Source organism: Bradyrhizobium sp. USDA 4454 (genome assembly GCF_054822705.1).
On record NZ_JBTRCN010000001.1, the window covers coordinates 184,909 to 205,249 of the forward strand.

At 65.4% G+C, this 20,341-nt stretch carries 16 protein-coding genes; 7 read left to right on the plus strand and 9 right to left on the minus strand.

Translation table 11 applies throughout. The features are described 5' to 3' along the window. Positions 1-520 precede the first annotated feature (520 nt). From ACVIW0_RS00900 to ACVIW0_RS00910, 3 genes are all read right to left on the minus strand, one after another. Positions 521-2,110 carry an ABC-F family ATP-binding cassette domain-containing protein gene (locus ACVIW0_RS00900; protein WP_461350598.1) on the minus strand — a complete coding sequence of 530 codons (1,590 nt, stop codon included), beginning with the start codon at positions 2,108-2,110 and terminating at the stop codon, positions 521-523. A gap of 131 nt (positions 2,111-2,241) precedes the next feature. Then, on the minus strand, positions 2,242-3,561 hold the full coding sequence (locus ACVIW0_RS00905) for an Hsp70 family protein (protein WP_461350599.1): 1,320 nt from the start codon (positions 3,559-3,561) through the stop codon (positions 2,242-2,244). A 152-nt stretch (positions 3,562-3,713) separates the two neighbouring features. Continuing rightward, positions 3,714-6,089, minus strand: coding sequence for a glucose/quinate/shikimate family membrane-bound PQQ-dependent dehydrogenase (locus tag ACVIW0_RS00910; RefSeq protein ID WP_461350600.1), 2,376 nt, complete (start codon positions 6,087-6,089; stop codon positions 3,714-3,716). A gap of 337 nt (positions 6,090-6,426) precedes the next feature. Here ACVIW0_RS00910 and ACVIW0_RS00915 point away from each other — a divergent pair, with 337 nt between their 5' ends. Next, positions 6,427-7,176, plus strand: coding sequence for a class I SAM-dependent methyltransferase (locus ACVIW0_RS00915; RefSeq protein WP_461350601.1), 750 nt, complete (start codon positions 6,427-6,429; stop codon positions 7,174-7,176). A 12-nt stretch (positions 7,177-7,188) separates the two neighbouring features. On the opposite strand, the gene ACVIW0_RS00920 is transcribed toward ACVIW0_RS00915, so the two are convergent. Then, entirely contained in the window at positions 7,189-7,680 is a 492-nt protein-coding gene (locus ACVIW0_RS00920; protein WP_461350602.1) for an SRPBCC domain-containing protein, read from the minus strand. 7 nt (positions 7,681-7,687) lie between these two features. Next, positions 7,688-8,644 carry a LysR family transcriptional regulator gene (locus tag ACVIW0_RS00925; protein ID WP_461350603.1) on the minus strand — a complete coding sequence of 319 codons (957 nt, stop codon included), beginning with the start codon at positions 8,642-8,644 and terminating at the stop codon, positions 7,688-7,690. A gap of 101 nt (positions 8,645-8,745) precedes the next feature. Here ACVIW0_RS00925 and ACVIW0_RS00930 point away from each other — a divergent pair, with 101 nt between their 5' ends. Together ACVIW0_RS00930 and ACVIW0_RS00935 are read left to right on the plus strand one after the other, a co-directional pair. Then, positions 8,746-9,927 (plus strand): MFS transporter, encoded by a 1,182-nt coding sequence (locus ACVIW0_RS00930; RefSeq protein ID WP_461350604.1) that lies wholly within the window; start codon positions 8,746-8,748, stop codon positions 9,925-9,927. 23 nt (positions 9,928-9,950) lie between these two features. Continuing rightward, positions 9,951-10,985 carry an aldo/keto reductase gene (locus ACVIW0_RS00935; RefSeq protein WP_461350605.1) on the plus strand — a complete coding sequence of 345 codons (1,035 nt, stop codon included), beginning with the start codon at positions 9,951-9,953 and terminating at the stop codon, positions 10,983-10,985. Between the two features lie 36 nt (positions 10,986-11,021). Here the strand turns inward: ACVIW0_RS00935 and ACVIW0_RS00940 are convergent, their stop codons facing one another. Further along, complete coding sequence (locus ACVIW0_RS00940) at positions 11,022-11,924, minus strand: helix-turn-helix domain-containing protein (protein WP_461350606.1); 903 nt, start codon at positions 11,922-11,924, stop codon at positions 11,022-11,024. 292 nt (positions 11,925-12,216) lie between these two features. Here ACVIW0_RS00940 and ACVIW0_RS00945 point away from each other — a divergent pair, with 292 nt between their 5' ends. Next, entirely contained in the window at positions 12,217-13,857 is a 1,641-nt protein-coding gene (locus ACVIW0_RS00945) for a flavin-containing monooxygenase (RefSeq protein WP_461350607.1), read from the plus strand. Between the two features lie 38 nt (positions 13,858-13,895). Beyond that, positions 13,896-15,089 (plus strand): methyl acetate hydrolase AcmB, encoded by a 1,194-nt coding sequence (acmB, locus tag ACVIW0_RS00950; RefSeq protein ID WP_461350608.1) that lies wholly within the window; start codon positions 13,896-13,898, stop codon positions 15,087-15,089. Between the two features lie 31 nt (positions 15,090-15,120). Here the strand turns inward: acmB and ACVIW0_RS00955 are convergent, their stop codons facing one another. Further along, positions 15,121-15,375 (minus strand): ATP-binding protein, encoded by a 255-nt coding sequence (locus ACVIW0_RS00955; RefSeq protein ID WP_461357209.1) that lies wholly within the window; start codon positions 15,373-15,375, stop codon positions 15,121-15,123. Positions 15,376-15,381: 6 nt separating this feature from the next. Between ACVIW0_RS00955 and ACVIW0_RS00960 the strand changes: the two genes are divergently transcribed. After that, the gene (locus tag ACVIW0_RS00960) at positions 15,382-15,792 is read left to right on the plus strand and encodes a DedA family protein (protein ID WP_461350609.1); all 411 of its coding nucleotides are present in this window, start codon (positions 15,382-15,384) and stop codon (positions 15,790-15,792) included. Between the two features lie 114 nt (positions 15,793-15,906). Here the strand turns inward: ACVIW0_RS00960 and ACVIW0_RS00965 are convergent, their stop codons facing one another. Both ACVIW0_RS00965 and ACVIW0_RS00970 read right to left on the minus strand, forming a co-directional pair. Beyond that, positions 15,907-17,037, minus strand: a complete 1,131-nt coding sequence (locus ACVIW0_RS00965; RefSeq protein ID WP_461350610.1) for a threonine synthase — start codon at positions 17,035-17,037, stop codon at positions 15,907-15,909. Between the two features lie 37 nt (positions 17,038-17,074). Beyond that, on the minus strand, positions 17,075-19,189 hold the full coding sequence (locus ACVIW0_RS00970; RefSeq protein WP_461350611.1) for an acetoacetate--CoA ligase: 2,115 nt from the start codon (positions 19,187-19,189) through the stop codon (positions 17,075-17,077). A 118-nt stretch (positions 19,190-19,307) separates the two neighbouring features. Between ACVIW0_RS00970 and ACVIW0_RS00975 the strand changes: the two genes are divergently transcribed. Beyond that, entirely contained in the window at positions 19,308-20,309 is a 1,002-nt protein-coding gene (locus tag ACVIW0_RS00975; RefSeq protein ID WP_461350612.1) for a glycoside hydrolase family 3 N-terminal domain-containing protein, read from the plus strand. Positions 20,310-20,341 lie beyond the last annotated feature (32 nt).

Below are 20,341 nucleotides of genomic sequence, written 5' to 3' on the forward strand. Positions count from 1 at the left end.
GAACCGCACGATGAGAGGCACCAGCCGAGTGGACTGACGGCCATTCTGAAATCTAACCTGTCTGAAATCGAAGGGTGCGCAGAGCGCAGTGCCAGCCACCTTTCGGGCTGTCCGGCGGCGGCCGGCGGGGCAAATCAATTTTGAAATGCATTGGATTGCCAGGTTGCGGCGCATATCGCGCCGCATGATGCTTCTCAATTGGGATGTTCCAAGATGACGTATGTCTTGATCGCGGTCGGCGGCGGCGTTTTGCTGCTGGCCAGCTTCGTCGCATTTGCCCTTTGGCGAAACGCACTGCATTCGACGGCGCGGATTTAGCAACCGGCGAGATTGAGTTCCGACGGCCTTGCTCGGGGGGACGAGCGGGCTGGCGGAATGGCCGCACCGCCGCGCGGCCTGACAGCCGAGCACCGCGCCTTACAACCTGCCCCAAGGCGACGCGTGCTCGGCTGTTCATTTCCTGACTAGGCTTGGTCGGTCGAGACGTCGAGCGTAAAGGCAATTGCTCCGGCTCGCCGCATCACCTCCACGAACCGAGCTCGAACCTGCGCGTGATCGCGATCGCCTCGAGAAAGGTCTCGTCGTGGCTGACGACCAGCAGCGCGCCGTCATAGGCGCGCAGCCCGGCCTCGACCGCTTCCATCGATTCGATGTCGAGATGATTGGTCGGCTCGTCGAGGATCAGGAGCGGCGGCGGCGTTGGGCCGCCCAGCACGCAGGCGAGGCCGGCGCGGAGCAACTGGCCGCCGCTGAGGCTCGCAACGATCTGCAATGCGGCATCGGCGCGGAACATGAAGCGCGCCAGTGCGGCGCGACAGGCGTTCTCGCCGGTATCCGGATTGATGCGGCGGAAATTATCCAGGATCGAGGCCTGTGCATCGAGCAGGCTGACCGCCTGATCGAACATCGCAAAGCGGGTCATCACCTCGGCGCTGCCGCGCAGGGCGGTCAGCTCGCCGGTGACGAGCTTGAGCAATGTCGTCTTGCCGGCGCCGTTGGGGCCGGTGATCGCGACACGCTCCGGACCCGAGATCGAGAAGGTGAGGTCACGCAGGATCGGCGCGTTCGCGGCATAGCCGGCATCGGCAGCTTCGATCCGCAGCACCATCCTGCCCGCCGGCAGCTGCGTCGACGGCAGTTGCACCGAGAACGGTTGCAGCACCTCGATGCGCTGGCGCGCCGCGGTGGCCAGTTCGAGCGCCTGGGTCCGCCGGCGCTCGGCGAGGCGGACCTTCTCACCGCCGGTGTCCTCGCTGCGATCCCTGCGCAGCCCTGCGGCGATCCGCGGTATGTCGCCCTTGGCGCGCTTCTTCGCGCCGGCGCCATCCTTGCGCGCTTGTCGTTCGGAGGTTTCCCTCGCCTTGCGGTCGATCTCGACGACGCGCTTCTCGGCATCCGCCAGATTGTGGCGCGCTGCTGACAGCTCGATGGCCTTGCGCGCGCGGTACTGGCTCCAATTGCCGCCGTAGCGCCGGGCCTCCAGCGAGGTCAGCTCGACGATCGCATCCATGGTCTCGAGCAGCGCGCGATCATGGCTGACGATGATGGCGCCATGCCGCCAGCCGGCGAGCAGGTCGATCACCGCCCGGCGTCCGGCGCGGTCGAGATTGTTGGTGGGCTCGTCGAGCAGCAGAAAGTCGGGCTCTGCAAAAGTCAGCGCGGCGAGGCGTGACCTGGTGGCCTGCCCGCCCGACAGCGTCGCCAGCGGCACGTCGAGCACGTCGCTCAGTCCGACCTGTGCGAGCGCAGCCGCGATGCGCGTATCGAGCGTCCAGTCGATCTCCGCCAGCTCCTCGGTGCTCGCCAGGCCCCGCTCGGCGCGGCGCAGTGCGGCGAGCGCGCCGCGTGCGCCGAACAGATCGATGACGCATTGGTCCGGCTGCACCTGAACCGTCTGGTGCAGCATCCCGACCCTTCCCTGCACCGAGACCGTGCCGGAGTGCGGCGCGCGCTGGCCTGCGATCAGGCCGAGCAGCGTCGTCTTGCCGACGCCGTTGCGCCCGACGAGGCCGGTCCGCTCGGGACCGAAACTGAGATCGATGTTGGAAAGGAGAACCCGGCCGTCAGGCGCGGACAGGGTCAGATGGGAGAGCGTGATCGATGCTGGCATGGATATCCCCGTGGGCAAGGCTGATGGGCATTGCGGTCAGGGTGAAATCCATGGTCGTCGGCATCCTCAGGGATTGATGATTGAATTGATGTAATCGCGCATTGAGCCGGGATCAAGGCGCGAGCTTGTCGTCACGCCGCTTCGGCGAAGGTCCAGCGGTCCGGATCGGGGGTGTGGCCGATCAGAGCGAGACCATAGGCGATCGATTCGAATTGATCCGCCGAGGTCAGCCGGCTCGCGCCGAAGCGCTCGGCGAACAGGCGCTGCACCGCCGGCACGAACGAGGTGCCGCCGGTCAAGAACACCTTCTCGACGTCGCGCGCAGTGATGCCGGATTTCGCCAGCGCCTCGTCGACGGTTGCGCCGAGCCGCTCGATGTCGTCGGCGATCCAGGATTCGAAATCGTCGCGGGTCACGGTGGCGCCGATATCGATGCCGGCGCGGGCAAAGCGGAACTCGACCCGGTCGTGGCTCGACAGCGCGACCTTGGTGTCGGACACCGCGCGGTAGAGCGCAAAGCCGAGATCGTGGTCGACGATGGTGATGAAATCGTTCAGCGGCGCCGGATCGAGCGCGGTGCGCGCAAGCTGCTGCAATTCGCGCAGATCGCCATTGCCGCGCATCATCGCGAGCTGGTGCCAGCGCGCGAGGCTCGAATAATAGTGGTTGGGGATCGGCAGCACCTTGTCGAACGAGCGATAGCTGGTGCCCTTGCCGAGCCGCCGCGAGACGATGTGGTCGACGATGCGGTAATCGAACGTGTCGCCGGCGATGCCGATGCCGGAATGTCCCAGCGGTTCGGCGCGCAACACGCCGCCCTTGCGCGAGAACCGCATCACGGAGAAGTCGCTGGTGCCGCCGCCGAAATCGGCGACCAGCACGGTGGCGTCGTGGTCGAGGCTGCGCGCGAAGGAAAATGCCGCGCCGACCGGCTCATAGACATAGCGCGCGTGACCGGCACCGAGCCGCTCGAATGCGGCGCGGTAGCGCTGCATGGCGAGCTCGTCATTGGGATTGCCGCCGGCGAACTTCACCGGGCGGCCGACCATGATGGTCGGGGCGCCCAAATCGAACCCGTCGCCGGCATGGCGCGTCAGCGTGCGCAGGAACGCCGCAAGCAAATCCTCGAACTTGTAGCGCTGCCGGAAAATCTGGGTGGTGTTGAAGGCCGAGCTTGCCGCAAACGTCTTGAACGACTGGATGAAGCGATGGATCGTGCGCCCTTCGAGGAACTGCTCGATCGCCCACGGGCCGCCCTCGGCGCGCGGATGCAGGCCGGCGCCGGGCCGCTCTTCCCAGAAGCACAGCGCCGACACATAGACGCTATGCGTGCGCCCGCCATGCTCGAACCGGATGGCTTCGACGCGGCCGTCGGCATCGGACAGCGCGACCACGGTGTTGCTGGTGCCAAAATCGACGCCAATCGAGACAGCGGGCGGGGCGCTCGACATGTCATGCTCGGAATATGCGGTGAAAGGGGGCGGACCTTTAGCGGCTTTGGCCGGACTTGCCAACCCTTGCGGAGAGGGCGGAACCCATTTCGAGCACGATGTCTCGTCATCGCCGCGTCATCCGGAATGCGACGCTCGCTATCCGCATCGGTTCAATCCCTCAATGCGTAGGCGATGACGTAGTCGCCGCGCTTGGTGCCGAACGAGCCGTGGCCGCCGGCCGCGGTGACGACATATTGCTTGCCATCGGCCTCGTAGCTCATCGGCGTCGATTGCGCGCCGGCGGGCAGGCGATCTTCCCACAGCACCCTGCCGTCGCGCACGTCGTAGGCCCGGATCGTGTACTCGTAGGTCCCGGTGTAGAACGCGACCCCGCCGGCCGTGGTGATCGGCCCGCCCAGCATCGGCACGCCCATCTTGAACGGAAGCGGCAGCGGCGTAGTGTCCCGGATCGTGCCGTTGGGATGCTGCCAGACGATCTTCATCGTCTTCAGATCGATCGCGGCCATCGAGCCCCATGGCGGCCGGTAACACGGCACGGAGAGCGGCGACAGGAAGCTCGAAATATCCACCCCGAACGGCGTGCCGTACATCGGCTGCGTCCCGACCTCGCTGCCGACCGGCTTCTCGGCGGTCGGCGCCGGAGGATTTTGCGGGCCGCGCGGAATGAGCCTCGATGCAAACGGCAGCGACATCGGGTTGGCGATGGCGATCTGCCTGACCGGATCGATGGCGATGCCGCCCCATTCGAACATGCCGAGATTACCCGGGAACACCAGCGTGCCCTGCAACGAAGGCGGCGTGAACGTGCCCTCGTAGCGCAAGCGGTGGAACATGATCCGGCACAGCAGCTGGTCGAAGATCGTGCCGCCCCACATGTCGGCACCGGTCAGCTTTGCCTCGGGCCGGAAGGTCAGTTCGGAGAACGGCTGCGTCGGCGCGCTGCGGTCGCCGGGCGCCGGGCCCTGCGGCACCGGACGTTCCGGCGCCGGCACGATCAATTCGCCGGTCCTGCGGTCGAGCACGAAGATGTTGCCGACCTTGGTCGGCTGGATGATCGCGGGAATGACGCCCTTGGCCGTCGTCACATCGACCAGGCTCGGTTGCGAAGGGACGTCCATGTCCCAGAGGTCGTGATGCACAGTCTGATACGACCAGGCGCGCTTGCCGGTGTTGACGTCGAGCGCGACGATCGAGCTCGAATAGCGCTCGACCAGCGCATCGCGATTGCCGCCCCAGATATCAGGTCCGTTGTTGCCGGTCGGGATGTAAACCAGGTTCAGTTTCGGATCGAACGAGGCCGTGATCCAGGAGTTCGGCGAGCCGTTGGTGTAATGCCGCGTCGGCGACGGCAGCGCATTCTCGTCGGCCGCGGCGGAGTCCCAGGCCCAGACCAGCTTGCCGGTGTAGACATCGAAGCCGCGGATCACGCCCGACGGCACCTCGACCGCATAATTGTCGATCACCGCGGCGGCTACGACCAGGATCTTGTCGCTGACCACAGGCGGCGAGGTCGGCTCGAAGAAGCCCGCGGTCTTGATCCCCATGCCCTGCTGGAGGTCGAGGATGCCGTGATCGGCGAAGCCATCGCACAGCTTGCCGCTGTCGGCATCGAGCGCGATCATGCGGCCGTCATTGACCGGCAGGAAGATCCGCCGTGGGCATTCGGCCGGCGCCGTGCTGCCGCCGGAGTCGACGGCACCCTGTGCGGTTTCGTGATAGGCGACGCCGCGACAGGTCATGTGCTGGAATGTCTTGTTGTGCACGAGCTTGGGGTCGTAGCGCCAGCGCTCGGCGCCGGTCTTGGCATCGAGCGCGAACAGCACCTGGTGCTGCGAGCAGAGATAGAGCGTGTCGCGCACCTTGATCGGGGTGACCTCGAAGGTCGTCTCGCCGGAATCCTCCGGGGTCGCCACGTCGCCGGTGCGGAAGGTCCAGGCGACCTCGAGCTTGCCGACATTGTCAGGCGTGATCTGCTTCAGCGGCGAATAACGTTGCCCGAATTGCGTGCGTCCGTAGGCGCGCCAGTCGCCATCCGGTTGCGGGTCGGCTTCGCTTTGCTGCACGGCCGCGCCGGCCTCAGTGATCGTGCCGTTGATGTCGTGATAGCTCGACAGCAATCCGACGACGAGCACGGCGGCTGCCGCCACGACGCCGATCCAGAGCGGCGCCGTCGCGCGCGCATAGGACACCGGCTCGTGTCGCGAGAGCCCGCGAACGATCACCGGCGTCAGCAACCAGAGTGCCATCGGGAAGATGACGTCGCCACGCGCCGCGAGTGGCCACCAGTCGAAGCGCACCTCGTAGACGGCCCATGCCAGCGTTGCGACCAGTACGATCGCAAACAGCCACAGCGCCTGAAGGCGCTGCGCCAGCAACAACGCGGCGGTGGCAACAATGCCGATGCCGAGAATGATGTAGAAGATCGATCCGCCCAACGCGGCGAGCCAGATGCCACCACCCGCGATGACCGCGCCGATCAAAACGTAGACGATGGCTGTGATGAAAACTGCCCGCGATCGCTGCATGGTCGCCCCGGTGCGGAAGCGGGACCGGGCTTATCCCGCACAAGCGCAACAGGCCGCGTCCGCCTCGAGAACTGTCGTTCAGTCAATCGCAACTTGCAACTGGGAACTGCGATGTTGATGCAACACACGCGTGCAAAGTTGCCACGCAGTTCAAAGGAAAATCGTTCAAAGTGAAGGCGCCCTGTTCGATAAAGCTGCTAAGGCAGGCGCGTGCTGACGCAAAGGTGACGAGCTTCGGCAAATTTTGCATCGACGCGCTCTTCCAGTCCAGCGCAGGCGCTGCTCTATAACGCCGGGCAAGTTCACCACAGCAAGCCGGCTTGCAGGAGAAGCGAACATGACACTGAATCCTACGGCCAGGAATTATAGCGTCGCGGCCGACGCCTACGAGGCCGGCCGACCCAGCTACCCTGCCGAGATCGTTGCTGCGCTGCCGCTTCCGGCCGCGCGCTGTGTCGTCGATCTCGGTGCTGGAACCGGCAAGTTCACCCGCCTGCTGCTGCAGCGCTTGCCCACCACTGCGCGCCTGATCGCGGTCGAGCCCGTGCCGGAGATGTCGGCCAAGCTGGCCAGGGAAGCCAGGGTCGAAGTCATCAACACGCGTGCCGATGCGATCGATCTCGACACCGGCAGCGTCGATCTCGTCACCTGCGCCCAGGCGTTCCACTGGTTCGACAATGAGGCGTCGGTTGCCGAGATCGCGCGGCTGCTGCATCCCGGGGGAACCCTTGCGCTGGTCTGGAACAACAGGGATGACCGCGCGCCGTGGGTGAACGCGTTGTCTGTCATGATTGAAGGCTACGCCGGTGACACGCCCCGGCAACGGTCGGGACGCTGGCGCTGGATCCTGAACGACCCCCGCTTCGTGCTCGAGCGGGAGATCGTGCAGGACCATCCGCACCGGATGGCGCGCCAGGATGTCTTCGAGCGCGTTGCATCGACGAGCTATGTCGCCAACCTTGCCGATGCGGAGAAGGCGGCCCTTCGCAAGAAGACCGACAATATCCTGCACGAGGCGGGTCTCGGCGATGTCGACGAGGTGGTGTTTCCCTATGTCACGCAACTCTTCTTGCTGAAGCGGATCTAGATCCGTTCGGGACTAAGCTTGTGCCTGGTGTCCTTGCTCGACGGCTTGCTTCAACCGCGGCAGTGTCATGCGCCAGTAGAACGCGACATGTTTCGCGCCGGACTCAGGCCCGATTTCCCATCCGTCCCCGCGCCGAACCGGCGACGGCGGCACCTGCTGGGTAACGGTCAGCAATGTCTCATTGCCGTCGGCTGCGAGTGTCATCGTGATCGTCGCATGGGATTGCGGAACATCCGGCAGGGCGGAGACCCGCGACCAATAGGTGTATGCGAGCCGCATCGGCGGCTCGACATCGAGCACGCGTCCCTTGTCGCGATAGCGCTTGGCGCCGATCTCCGCCTCGATCTCGATCGGCGCGCCGATCCGCCAATCGGTCTCGAAATGCGCATTGCGCCATGTCTCGCCCGCATTGGCAGCCATGATCGCGTCCCACACCTGTTCCGGCCGCGCGGCAATGCGGATCGACTCGGTGACCGTCTGCAAGGCCGGCGTTTCGTTCGTCATCGCATGCTCACTTGTCACCCACGATCTTCCATTTGCCATCCGCGCCGCGCCGGATCGCCGGATCGCCGATCCGGATATTGCCGGCGAGAAAGTCGATGAAGGCCCGCACCCGTGCCGGCAACGGGCCGGCGTGGCCGACATAGACCGCGTGGATGTCCTCGCGGTCACCGGGATTGAGATTTTGCAGCACCGGCACCAACCGCCCGGCCTCGATGTCGGGGCCGATGTGGAACAGTGCCAGCCGGGCGACGCCGATGCCGCCGAGCGTGAGCTGGCGCGCGGCCTCGCCGTCGCTGGCGCGGGCGACCGGCGGCGGCAACGCTTCCTCGATCTTTTCGGCGCGGCGGAACGGCCAGCCGCGGATGCTGCGCGGAAAGGTCCAGCCGATGCGGCGATGGGTGGCGAGGTCGGCCGGGGTCTTCGGCGTGCCGTAGCGGGCGAGATAGGAGGGCGCGGCGACCACCGCCATCCGGCTGGTGCCGAGCTTGCGCGCGATCAGTCGCGAGGCACCTAGCGGGCCGGCGCGGATCGCGACGTCGGCGCGCGCCTGCATCAGATCGACCAGCGTATCGGTCAGCACGAGGTCGAGGGTGATGTCGGGATGCTCGCGCATGAAGCGCGGCAGCAGCGGCATCACGTGCAGCATGCCGAACGGGATGTTGCTGTTCACCGTGAGATGGCCGCGCGGCACGCAGGAGGCGGCCTCGCGCTCGGCCTCGTCGATGTCGGCGAGGATGCGCTGGGCGCGCTGGTAGAAGGCTTGGCCTTCCTCTGTCAGTTGCAGCTTGCGCGTGGTGCGGTTGACCAGCCGCGTGCCGAGCCGGGTCTCGAGCCGGGAGACCAGCTTGCTGACGCCCGACGGCGTCAGGCGCAGGCTGTTCGCGGCCGCGGTGAAGCCGCCGAGATCGACGACGCGGACGAACACGTCCATTTCGCCGGAGCGGTTGGTGTCGGTGCGGGACATCTTGAATTCAAATCACAAATGATTGGATTGCGGCCATTCTAATCCTTCCTCGCCCGGACCGCTATCTCGCATCGCGGAATCCTCACCCTCCGGAGCGACACATGCCTCTCGCAGTCCTTGCCTTGACCGCCGGTGCCTTTGGCATCGGCACCACCGAATTCCTCATCATGGGGTTGTTGCTGCAGGTCGCCGCCGACATGCATGTGTCGGTCTCCGCGGCCGGCCTGCTGATCTCCGGTTATGCGCTCGGCGTGTTCGTCGGCGCGCCGATCCTGACGCTCGGGACGCGGCGGATGCCGCGCAAGGCGGTGCTGCTGGCGCTGATGGCGATCTTCACGCTCGGCAATGCCGCCTGCGCGCTGGCGCCGAACTACGAACTGTTGATGGCGGCGCGCATTCTCACCTCGCTGGCGCACGGCACCTTCTTCGGTGTCGGCTCGGTGGTCGCGACCAGCCTCGTCCCGGAGGACAAGCGCGCGTCGGCAATCTCAACGATGTTCATCGGCCTCACGGTCGCGACCCTGCTCGGCGTTCCCTTCGGCGCCTGGTTCGGCCTGATGCTGGGCTGGCGCGCGGCGTTCTGGGCGGTGGCGGCGATCGGCGTGATCGCGTTCATCGTGCTGGCGGTGCTGGTCCCCGGTCATGTCGGCGCCAACGACAAGCCGGCGCCGCTGCGCGAGGAGCTCGCCGTGCTCGGCCGCCCGCAGGTGCTGCTCGGGCTTGCCATGACAGTGTTCGGCTTCGGCGGGCTGTTCGCGGTGTTCACCTATGTGCAGCCGATCTTGACCCGGCTCACCGGGTTTTCCGACGCCGCGGTGTCGCCGATCCTCCTGGTGTTCGGCGCCGGCCTTGCGATCGGCAATGTCGCGGGCGGGCGGTTGGCCGACAAGGGACTCGCGCGGGCACTGCTGGTGTCGCTCGGCGGTCTCGCCGCCGTCCTCGTCGTGCTGGCGGCGGTGGTCTCGATCAAGGCATTGGCAGTGGCGTTGCTGTTCGTGCTCGGCATCGCGTCGTTTGCGACCGTCGCGCCGTTGCAGCTGCGCGTGCTCGAATCCGCCGGCGTGGAAGGGCGGACGCTGGCTTCGAGCCTGAACATCGCAGCCTTCAATCTCGGCAACGCGCTCGGCGCCTGGGCCGGCGGCGTCGCCATCGATCGCGGGCTTGGCCTCGGCGCGCTGCCGCTGGTCGCCGCGATCATCACAGCGATCGGACTGCTGCTCGCGCTGTGGAGCCTGCGCCTCGACCGGCCGGTCGTGCTGGCCACGCAGTGCCCGGCCGAGTGAACGGCATCACAAGGAGTATGACCATGGAATACCGCAATCTCGGCGCATCCGGCCTCAAAGTGCCGGTGCTCAGCTTCGGCACCGGCACCTTCGGCGGCCAGGGACCCTTGTTTTCGGCCTGGGGCCGCAGCGACGCCAGCGAGGCGCGGCGGCTGATCGACATCTGCCTCGAGGCCGGCGTCAATCTGTTCGACACCGCCGATGTCTATTCGAATGGCGCGTCGGAAGAAATCCTCGGTGCCGCGATCAAGGGCCGCCGCGACAAAGTGTTGGTCTCGACCAAGACCGGCCTGCCGATGGGCGACGGCCCGCTCGATGCCGGCACGTCGCGATATCGCCTGGTCGCGGCGGTCGACGCCGCGCTGAGCCGGCTCGGTACCGACTATATCGACCTGCTGCAGCTTCATGCCTTCGATGCCTTCACGCCGGTCGACGAGGTGCTGTCGACGCTCGATATGCTGGTGCGCGCCGGCAAGCTGCGCTATGTCGGCGCCTCGAATTTCTCCGGCTGGCATTTGATGAAGTCGCTCGCCATCGCGGAGCGGCGCGGCTGGCCGCGCTATGTCGCGCACCAGGTCTATTATTCGCTGGTCGGCCGCGACTATGAATCCGAGCTGATGCCGCTCGCGCTCGATCAGGGCGTCGGGGCGCTGGTCTGGAGTCCGCTCGGCTGGGGCCGGCTCACCGGCAGGATCCGGCGCGGCCAGCCATTGCCGGCGAACAGCCGTTTGCATGAGACGGCACAATTCGGACCGGCGGTCGATGACGAGAAGCTCTACGCGATCGTCGATGCGCTGGACATGGTCGCCGCCGAGACCGGCCGCAGCGTGCCGCAAGTCGCGCTTCGCTGGCTGCTCACGCGTCCCAGCGTTTCATCCGTCATCATCGGGGCGCGCGACGAGGCGCAGCTGCGCGACAATCTCGGCGCGGTCGGATGGTCGTTCGCGCCGGACCAGATCGCGCGCCTCGACAAGGCAAGTGCGGTGATGCCGGCCTATCCATATTACCCCTACCGCATCCAGGAAGGCTTCGCGCGGCTGAATCCGCCGCCGGTGTAATGCCGTCGATGGTCGCCGGCAGCACTCGGTCGAATTTCACGACTCGAATGTCGTCTCGCAGACCTGCCGCCGGTACTCCGCCGGTGTCACGTTCATGTGCTGCCGGAACACGCGGTTGAGGTGGCTCTGATCGGCGAAGCCCGCGAGCAGCGCGATCTCCTTCAGCGCCACGCGATCCCTGCGCAGATGCTGGCATGCGTGCTCGACCTTGCGGCGCAGGACGTAAGCATGCGGCCGCATGCCGTAATGGACGCGGAACTTGCGGGCGAACTGCACCGGCGTGCAATTGCAGATGTTCGCGAGCTCTTCGAGCGTGATGTTGCGAGAGATGTTTTGCTCGACATAGTCCTCGATCAGCCGAGCATGCGCCGGCCTGAACCGTCCCTGCGCGCAGGGCATCTTGAATTCGATTGCGGCGTATTTGCGCAGGATGTGCACGCTGGCCTGCAGCGCCAGCGCGTCATAGCAGAGGCGTCCGCCGGGACCGCCCGCGGCGACCTCCTGGATCATCTGATCGTTGATCCAGGTCAGCATCGGGTCTTCGACCTTAAGCAGATCGTGAAGTTCCACCGCCTCGGCGTCGCGGTCGAACGCATCGCTCGCGGTCTTCGCCATCAGCGTTGGCGAAATGTAGAAATGGCTGACCTCGATGTCGTTCTTCCAGTGCCAGCTCGATGGTTCTGCGCGCGTCAAAAGCGATGTGACGCCGTGACCGACGTGATCCTGCTTCCACGCGCCGCTGACCCGCCGGTTCATCGATGTCGCGCCGTCGCGATACAGCACGAGGAGGAAGTTCTCTGACGGCGGGACCCAGATGTCTGACGGCGCATAGCGGAAGATCCGCAGCCGGAAATCGTTGCGGCCAACCGGCGAACTATCGAGCTTCAGCTCACCGGGAGCGTAGCGCGGCAGTTCCTCGACCGTGATCAACTGGCTCATCGCGCGAGCCTCCTCCCTGGAAACCATCGGCGGTGGACCGCTTCTTCTTGGCCGGATGGCAGAATAGGCCGCTTTCGCCGTTTGCCAAGGAGACCAATGGCCGATCTGCGATTGCACGACCGCGTTCCATAGATTGTCGATTTCATCCAAGTCCTGCGATCGCAAGCGCCATAGCCTCCTCCGCATCCCGGCAGCCCAGCCCATGCCGTCGGGGCCCAAATTGGTGCAACGCACCGTCATCCGCGACATCGGATGGCAAAGGGCGCGCGAGAAACAAACACAGGAGGAGACTATGACTGCGACCGCAACCAGGTCCAATGGACGCAATGGCGCGCATGCGACAGCCAAATTCGACGCCGTGGTGATCGGGGCCGGCGTTGCCGGCCTCTATCAATTGTTCCGCCTGCGCGAGCAGGGCCTGAACGTCAGGTCTATTGACGCAGGATCAAGCGTCGGCGGCACCTGGTATTGGAATCGCTACCCCGGTGCGCGCTTCGACTCCGAAGGCCACACCTATCAATATCTGTTCTCCGAGGATCTCTACAAAGGCTGGAGCTGGAGCGAGCGCTTTCCGGGGCAGCCGGAAATCGAGCGCTGGCTGAACTACGTCGCCGACCGCCTCGACCTCAAGAAGGACATCCAGTTCGAGACCACAGTGAAGAGCGCGCATTTCAATGAGGCGACGCAGCGCTGGCTGGTCACGACGGATAAGGGCGAGGTGATCGACACCCAGTTCCTGGTCACCTGCTGCGGCATGCTGTCGGCCCCGCACGTGTCCTTCCCGGGACAAGAGACATTCAAGGGCAAGCTGTTCCATACTGCGCGCTGGCCGAAGGGCCCGATTGAACTCGCCGGCAAGCGCGTTGGCGTGGTCGGCAACGGTGCCACCGGGATCCAGGTGATCCAGTCGATCGCCGGCGAGGTCGGTCATCTCAAGGTGTTCATCCGCACCCCGCAATACATCATCCCGATGAAGAACCCGAAATGGGATGCATCGGATGCCGAGGCCTACAAGTCGAAGTTCAAATTCCTCACCGAACGGCTGCCGAAGACGTTCACCGGCTTCGAGTTCGACTTCGAGCACGCCTGGGCCGATCTGACGCCGCAGCAGCGCCGCCAAGTGGTCGAGGACTGTTGGAACGATGGATCGCTCAAATTGTGGGTCTCGTCCTTTGCCGAACTGTTCTTCGATGAAGCCGTCAACGCCGAGATCACCGAATTCGTGCGCGAGAAGATGCGAGAGCGGATCAAGGACCCCAAATTGTGCGAGCAACTGATTCCGTCCGATTACGGCTTCGGCACGCACCGGGTGCCGCTCGAGAGCAATTTCCTTGAGGCGTTCCATCGCCCCAATGTCGAGATCGTCAGCGTCAAGAACAATCCGATCGTACGCATTACGCCCGAGGGCATCCAGACCACCGACGGCACGGTGCACGCGTTCGACGTCATCATCCTCGCGACCGGGTTCGACGCTGGCACCGGCGCATTGACCCGGATCGATATCCGCGGCCGCGACGGCCGCTCGTTGAAGGAGGATTGGGGTCGGGATATCCGCACCACCATGGGCTTGCAGGTTCACGGCTATCCGAACCTGTTCACGACAGCGGTGCCACTCGCTCCTTCCGCCGCGCTTTGCAACATGACCACCTGCCTGCAGCAGCAGGTCGAGTGGATCGACGATTGCATCAAGTACATGCGCGGCAAGGATCTAAGCGTGATCGAACCGTCCAGGGATGCCGAGGATCAATGGGTGGCGCATCACGATGAGATCGCCAACGCGACACTAATCGCCAAGACCAACTCCTGGTACCTGGGTTCGAATGTCGAGGGCAAGCCGCGCCGGGTGCTGTCCTATTGCGGTGGTGTCGGCACTTATCGCCAGAAATGCGACGAGGTCGCCGCGAGCGGCTATCCCGGCTTCGCGATGCAGTAGCGCTACGCAGGTCAACAACAGAGCACAGGAGGATGACAATGAGCACGAATTTCAGTGCAGCCGCGGATGCAATCCTGGACGGCGTCGTGACTTCCAATCCACGCGTCCCTGGCGTCGTCGCGATGGTGACCGACCGCCATCGCAACATCTATGAAGGCGCCGCCGGCAAGCGCCGCCTCGACCGGCCGGCGGACATGACGACCGACAGCGTGTTCGCGATCTTCTCGACAACCAAGGCGATCACGGGCACTGCCGTTCTGCAGCTCGTCGAGGAGGGCAAGCTTGATCTCGATGCGCCAGCCATGACCTATGCGCCCGACATCGGCAAGCTTCAGGTGATCGAGGGCTTTGACGACAAGGGCGAGCCGCGGCTGCGAGCACCGAAGCGCGACATCACGACCCGTATGCTGATGGTTCATAGCGCCGGCCTGAGCTATGACTTCATCAATCGCACCTACAACCGGCTCGCGCAGGAAAGGGGGCAGCCGAGCGTCATCACGGCATCCAAGGCCGCGCTGATGACCCCGCTGCTGTTCGATCCGGGCGAGCGGTGGGAATACGGTACCAACATGGATTGGTGCGGCCAGATCGTCGAGGCCATTGCCGGCAGGCGGCTCGGCGAGGTCTTCAAGGCGCGGATCTTCGAGCCGCTCGGAATCCACGACACGACATTCGAGCTCACCGACGCGATGCGCCGCAAGCTCGCCGGCATTCACGCCCGCAATGCCGACGGCTCGCTCACGCCGATGGATTTCGAGCTGCCGGCCAATCCGGAAATCCACATGGGCGGCCATGGGCTGTACGGCACGATCGGCGACTACATGCGATTCATCCGGATGTGGCTCAATGACGGCGCCGGCGAGCACGGACGCGTCCTCAAGGCCGAGACGGTACGGATGGCCGAGAAGAACCATCTCGGCAACAATAAGGTCACCGCGATCACGGGCGTGATCACCTCGCTCGCCAACGATGCCGAATTCTTCCCCGGCCAGTCGAAATCCTGGGCGCTGAGCTTCATGATCAATGACGAGCAGGCTCCCACCGGCCGTCCCGCCGGCGCGCTCGGTTGGGCCGGCCTCGCCAACCTGTTCTACTGGATCGATCGGCAGAACGGTTTCGGCGGCTTCTGGGCGACGCAGATCCTGCCGTTTGGTGATCCGACGTCGTTCGTGGGCTACATGAGTTTGGAGACGGCGTTCTACGAATCGCTGAAGCTGCGCAAGGCGGGTTAGTCCCGCCCGCGCCAGATCGGCCTTTGGCCGATCAACGGCCCTGCTGAACCTCGGCGAATACCATGCGCATGCAGGCGCCGCCGGACGGCGCCTGATCGGCCTCGATGCGGCCGCCGTGCAGCCGCATGATGGTTTGCACCAGATCGAGGCCGAGGCCGGCGCCGCGCCCACCCGGATGCAGCCGGCGGAACGGCTCCAGGATCCGCTCGCGACCAGCGCCGGGTCCGTCGTCGGCGCGATCGGCTGGTAGGGGCTCGGCCGCGCGCTCGGCCCGCGGCGCATCGATGGCTTAGTGACACGCTTTGGCAAGTTCGTGCTGCTGCGGCCGTCGCTCTACCGGCAGCTCACCGACGCCTGTCGCGGCAATCATTTCTGGGTGACGCTGATCGGTCAGACCTTGCCCAGCGTGCGGATCTATCTGGCGCTGCCCGCCGGCGTGCTGCGGCTGGAGCCGCGCGCCTTCGTGCTGGCGACGGCGATCGGCACGGTGATCTGGAACATGCCGTTCCTCACTCTGGGCTATGCGCTGCGCGGCAGCGGCCGTGATCCGGTCAGCTTCGGCTTCTGGGTCGTCGTCATCCTGATCGCCGTGGAGGTCGGGCTCCTATTCGGATTCCGCCTCTACAGGCGCTTGCTCGCGCCGCGGCTCCTCGTTAAGCCGCTCGCGTTCCTCTCACGCGTGCCGGTGGAGGAGGGCGCGTGAGGATGCTGCCGTTTCGCTTGCAGCCAACGGCAGTTCCTCGACAATGTCGGGCGGGCACGCGCGACGCCGGCGCGCGCAGTCGTTGCAGCAGGATGATGCTGCCGGCGATTGCAGCTAGCTGCCCAGCAGCTCCGTGATCAGCCCGGCCGCCTTGATCCCGGTGCCGCTGATGATGACGACGGTGCGCTCCGCCGGCTGGATCGCGCCGCGCGCCTTCAGCACGTCGAGCGCGGCGGCGGCGGTGGCCGAGGTCGGCTCGACGAATAGGCCGGTCAAGGCCAGCCGCTTCAATGCGGCGACGATGCCGTCTTCGGGGATAGCGACGGTGCCGCCGCCGCTCTCCTGCAGCGCCGCGATCATCTGCTTCAGCCGCAGCGGATGCTTGATCGCGGTGCCCTCGGCGATGGTCTTGTGGACTGCGCGATCGACCGGCGTGTCGACGCCGGCGGCGAAGCTGGCATCGACCGGCGAGCAATTCAGTGGCTGTGAAGCGAACAGCCGCGGCAGCTTCTTGATCTGCCCGGCCGTCAGCAATTCCTTGAAGCCGATATAGCAGCCGAGCAGGCTGCTGCCGGCGCCGACCGGCATGATGACATTGTCGGGCGCGGTGAAGCCAAAATCTTCCCAGATCTCGTAGGCCAGCGACTTGGTGCCTTGCAGGAAGAACGGCTGCCAGTTGTGGCTGGAGTAGAAGATCTGCTTCGATTGCCGGATCGCTTCGGCTTCCGATTCCTCGCGCGGGCCTTCGACCAGCTGCACCTCGGCGCCGAAGGCGTGCATCTGCGCGACCTTCATCGGCGACGTCGTGGCCGGAGCCAGGATCCGGACCCGCATGCCGCCTGCCGCGCCATAGGCCGAGACGGACGCACCGCCATTGCCGGAACTATCCTCCAGCACGGCATCGACGCCGAGCTGGCGCAGCACCGACAGCATCACCGTGGTGCCGCGATCCTTGAAGCTTGCGGTCGGGTTGAACCATTCGAGCTTGAAATGCGGCCGCAGATCGTCCCATTGCTTCTCGACTGCCGGGGTGCAGCCTTCGCCCATCGTGATCGGCTGCCTGATCTCGACCGGCAGCGCCGCGCGGTAGCGCCACAGCGACCGCGTCCCGCGCTCGATCTCGTCGCGGGAGATGCCGGGCAGCGGTGTTATCAGCAACGGCTTGCCCTCGTCGGAGCACCAGCGCGGCACGTCCAGCGGGTAGAGCTTGCCGTTGAGCGGGTCGATATAGCTGGGTGATGGCATGTCGTCAGATCCTGAACACGTTTGGCCTGCGCCGGCATTACGCCACGCCGGCCTGCTTGCTGAGATAGGTTTTTGCGAAGTCGAGATACCAGTCGAGGCATCCGGGGTTGGCCATCGCGTCGCGGTTGATCACCTTCTCGACCGGATGCCCGAGCAAGAGTTTCTTGATCGGCAGCTCCTGCTTCTTGCCGGACAGCGTGCGCGGAATTTCCGCCACCGCGAAGATGTCGTTGGGCAGGAAGCGGCGCGACAGCCCGGCTTCCACCGCCTTGTTGATCTTCGCCTTCATCGCGGCATCGAGCTCAACGCCGTCGCGCAGCACCACGAACAGCGGCATATAGCTGTCGCGGCCGAGATATTCGAGGTCGACGACCAGCGAATCCAGCACCTCCGGCAGCGCTTCGATCGCCGAATAGAGCTCGCTGGTGCCCATCCGCAAGCCATGGCGGTTGATGGTGGCATCGCTGCGACCGTAGATCACGCAGGAGCCGTCGGGATTGATTTTCAGCCAGTCGCCGTGCCGCCAGACCGGGCCGCGGCCTGAGCCGTCGAAATTGTCGGGGTAGGTCTCGAAATAGCTCGACAGATAGCGCGCATTGCCGGGATCGTTCCAGAACCGCAGCGGCATCGACGGCAGCGGCTCGGTGCAGACCAGCTCGCCGACCTCGTCGACCACGGCGCGGCCCTGCTCGTCGAACGCTTCCACCGCGCAGCCGAGCAGGCGGCATTGCATGATGCCCGGCATCTGCGGCAATTCGCGATTGCCGCCGATGAAAGCGCCGGCGAAATCGGTGCCGCCGGAAATATTGGCCCACCACATCTCGGCCTGCGCGGCATTGCCGTTGCGCTTCGACAGCGCGGCGAAGCGTTCGTTGAACCAGGCTTGGGTGTCAGCTGAGAGCGGCGAGCCGGTCGAGCCGAGCGCGCGCAGGCTCGAGAGGTCGCCGACAGTGGCAAGGTCGATCTCCGCCTTGGTGCAATTGGCGAAGAACGCCGCGCCCGCACCGAAGAAGGTCGCCTTGGCGTCGGCGACGAAGCGCCACAGCGTGGTCCAGTCCGGCTTGTCCTTGGTGCCCCCGGGGCTGCCGTCGAAGATGCAGCAGGTAGTGCCGTTGAGCAGGCCGTTGGCCTGGCAATTCCACATGATCCAGCCGGTCGACGAGTACCAGTGGAAGCGTTCGCCGAACGAGTTCGGATGGTAGCTGCACCCGACGTCGTTGTGCAGCGTCGACAGCGGCAGCGCCACCACGATGATGCCGCCATGGCTGTGCAGGATCGGCTTCGGCAATCCTGTCGTGCCAGAGGAATACACGATCCAGAGCGGATGATCGAACGGCAGCCATTCCGGCTCGAAGGCATCGATCTCAGCGCCCCGGCCGGCAAGGATGGACGACAATCGTGTCTCCGACGGTGCAGCGTCGTCGCTGTGCAGGATGACATGCTGCACGGTCGGCAGCGCGCGCCGCAGCTCCTCGATCACGCTTTGCCGGTCATGGCGCCGGCCGGCATAGATCACGGCGTCGCAGGCGATCAGTACCTTCGGCTCGATCTGCTTGAAGCGGTCGATCACCGCGGGCGCCGCCATGTCGGGCGCGCAGACGCTCCAGATCGCACCCAGACTCGCGGTCGCGAGGAAGGCGATGATCGTCTCCGGGATGTTCGGCAGGTACGCCGCGACCCGGTCGCCGGCGCGGATCCCGTTGGCCTTCAGATGCAGCGCCAGCGCCGCCGATTTGCGCTTGAGCTCGGGCCAGCTGGTCTCCGTGAGCTTGCCGTCCTCGCCGCTCGAGATCAGGGCCGGGAGCCCCGCGGCATGGGCCGGCTCGACGTGGCGGAAGACCTGGCGGGCATAATTCACCGAAGCGCCGGGAAACCACACCGCGCCCGGCATCTTGCGCTCGCCCAGCACCGCGGAATGCGCCGTCGGCGAGCGCAGGTCGAAATAATCCCAGACGCTCTGCCAGAAACCGTCGATATCGGTGACCGACCAGCGCCGCATCGCCTCGAAATCCGCAAACTCGAGCCCGCGGGTCTGCTGCAGCCATTGCCGGTAAAGGGCCATTTGCGGGACGTAAGGTGCGGTCATGGGCGGTTTCCGAAACTTTCTTGTGTTGTGGCATGCGCGATCGGGCGTGCCGGCGTCTCTTAACATAGCGATGCGAGCACGGCGAACGCGGCGGTGCCGCGGCCTGCGTCATATTCTTAACGCCACCGCGGCGTGCTATTCGGTCGGTACGGGCTGATTCCATGCCTGTCGGAGTGGAGCGGCCATGTCCGTCGGCGAACTCTTCATCCTCGGCTTCCACGGCAAGGTCATTCCGTCCTGGCTGGCCGAATTCGCCGCGCAGTTCGGCCTTGGTGGCGTGATCCTGTTTGATTACTCCTGCCAGACCCGGCAATACGACAACAACATCGCCTCGCCCGCGCAGCTGCAATCGCTCTGCGCCGAGATCGCAGGCCTGCCGTCACGGCCGCTGGTCTTCATCGACCAGGAGGGCGGCCTGGTGCGCCGGCTCAAGGAGACCAGCGGCTTTCAGCCGCTGCCGAGCGCAAAGGACTTCAATCGGCTCGCCACATCGGACAAGCAGACCATCCTGGCCGCAAGCTATGGCGAGCTGCGCCGGCTTGGCATCCGCTACAATTTCGCGCCGGTCATCGACGTCGACTTCAACCCGGATAATCCCAACATCGGCAAGATCAGGCGGTCCTATTCGTCCGATATCGGCGAGGTCGCCGCCAATGCCCGCCTGGTCGACGCCGCGGCGCGGCAGGCGGGCGTGGGCCTTTGCGTGAAGCATTATCCGGGCATCGGCGGTGCGCGCGTCGATTCCCATCTGGAGTTCATGGATATTTCCGATGCGCTGCGGCCGGAACAGGAGGAGCTGTTCTATGCGCTGGCGCCGGAGATCCATGGCGATGCTGTGCTGGTCAGCCACGCCATTGTCCGGCAGTGGGACGCGCAGCATCCGATGACGTTGTCGCCGGCCGGAATCGACCGGCTGCGCTGCCGCCTGCCCGAGACGCTGCTGATCACCGACGACATGCAGATGCAGGGGCTGCAGAAGGCGCTCGGCACCAGCGCGGCCAGCCTGCAGGCGATCGCCGCCGGCATGGACATGATCTGCATCGGCAACAATCTGCTCGACCAGGAGCGGGAGATGACCGGCATCGCCACCGCGGTCGCGGGTGCAGTGCAGGACGGATCACTGGATCAGGCCGCGGTGCAGCGCTCCATTGCGCGGGTGCAAAAGCGCAAGGCACTGCTCGCCTGATTGCGTTGAACCAAATTTTGCGCCGGCCGACC

Excerpts from the sequence above, each read along its gene's own strand:
- ACVIW0_RS00920 (WP_461350602.1), bottom strand. The coding sequence starts at position 7,680 with ATGACGAACGAAACGCCGGCCTTGCAGACGGTCACCGAGTCGATCCGC.
- ACVIW0_RS00910 (WP_461350600.1), bottom strand. The coding sequence starts at position 6,089 with ATGCAGCGATCGCGGGCAGTTTTCATCACAGCCATCGTCTACGTTTTG.
- acmB (WP_461350608.1), top strand. The coding sequence starts at position 13,896 with ATGAGCACGAATTTCAGTGCAGCCGCGGATGCAATCCTGGACGGCGTC.
- ACVIW0_RS00970 (WP_461350611.1), bottom strand. The coding sequence starts at position 19,189 with ATGTTAAGAGACGCCGGCACGCCCGATCGCGCATGCCACAACACAAGA.
- ACVIW0_RS00945 (WP_461350607.1), top strand. The coding sequence starts at position 12,217 with ATGACTGCGACCGCAACCAGGTCCAATGGACGCAATGGCGCGCATGCG.
- ACVIW0_RS00915 (WP_461350601.1), top strand. The coding sequence starts at position 6,427 with ATGACACTGAATCCTACGGCCAGGAATTATAGCGTCGCGGCCGACGCC.
- ACVIW0_RS00975 (WP_461350612.1), top strand. The coding sequence starts at position 19,308 with ATGTCCGTCGGCGAACTCTTCATCCTCGGCTTCCACGGCAAGGTCATT.
- ACVIW0_RS00905 (WP_461350599.1), bottom strand. The coding sequence starts at position 3,561 with ATGTCGAGCGCCCCGCCCGCTGTCTCGATTGGCGTCGATTTTGGCACC.
- ACVIW0_RS00900 (WP_461350598.1), bottom strand. The coding sequence starts at position 2,110 with ATGCCAGCATCGATCACGCTCTCCCATCTGACCCTGTCCGCGCCTGAC.
- ACVIW0_RS00940 (WP_461350606.1), bottom strand. The coding sequence starts at position 11,924 with ATGAGCCAGTTGATCACGGTCGAGGAACTGCCGCGCTACGCTCCCGGT.
- ACVIW0_RS00930 (WP_461350604.1), top strand. The coding sequence starts at position 8,746 with ATGCCTCTCGCAGTCCTTGCCTTGACCGCCGGTGCCTTTGGCATCGGC.
- ACVIW0_RS00935 (WP_461350605.1), top strand. The coding sequence starts at position 9,951 with ATGGAATACCGCAATCTCGGCGCATCCGGCCTCAAAGTGCCGGTGCTC.
- ACVIW0_RS00925 (WP_461350603.1), bottom strand. The coding sequence starts at position 8,644 with ATGTCCCGCACCGACACCAACCGCTCCGGCGAAATGGACGTGTTCGTC.
- ACVIW0_RS00965 (WP_461350610.1), bottom strand. The coding sequence starts at position 17,037 with ATGCCATCACCCAGCTATATCGACCCGCTCAACGGCAAGCTCTACCCG.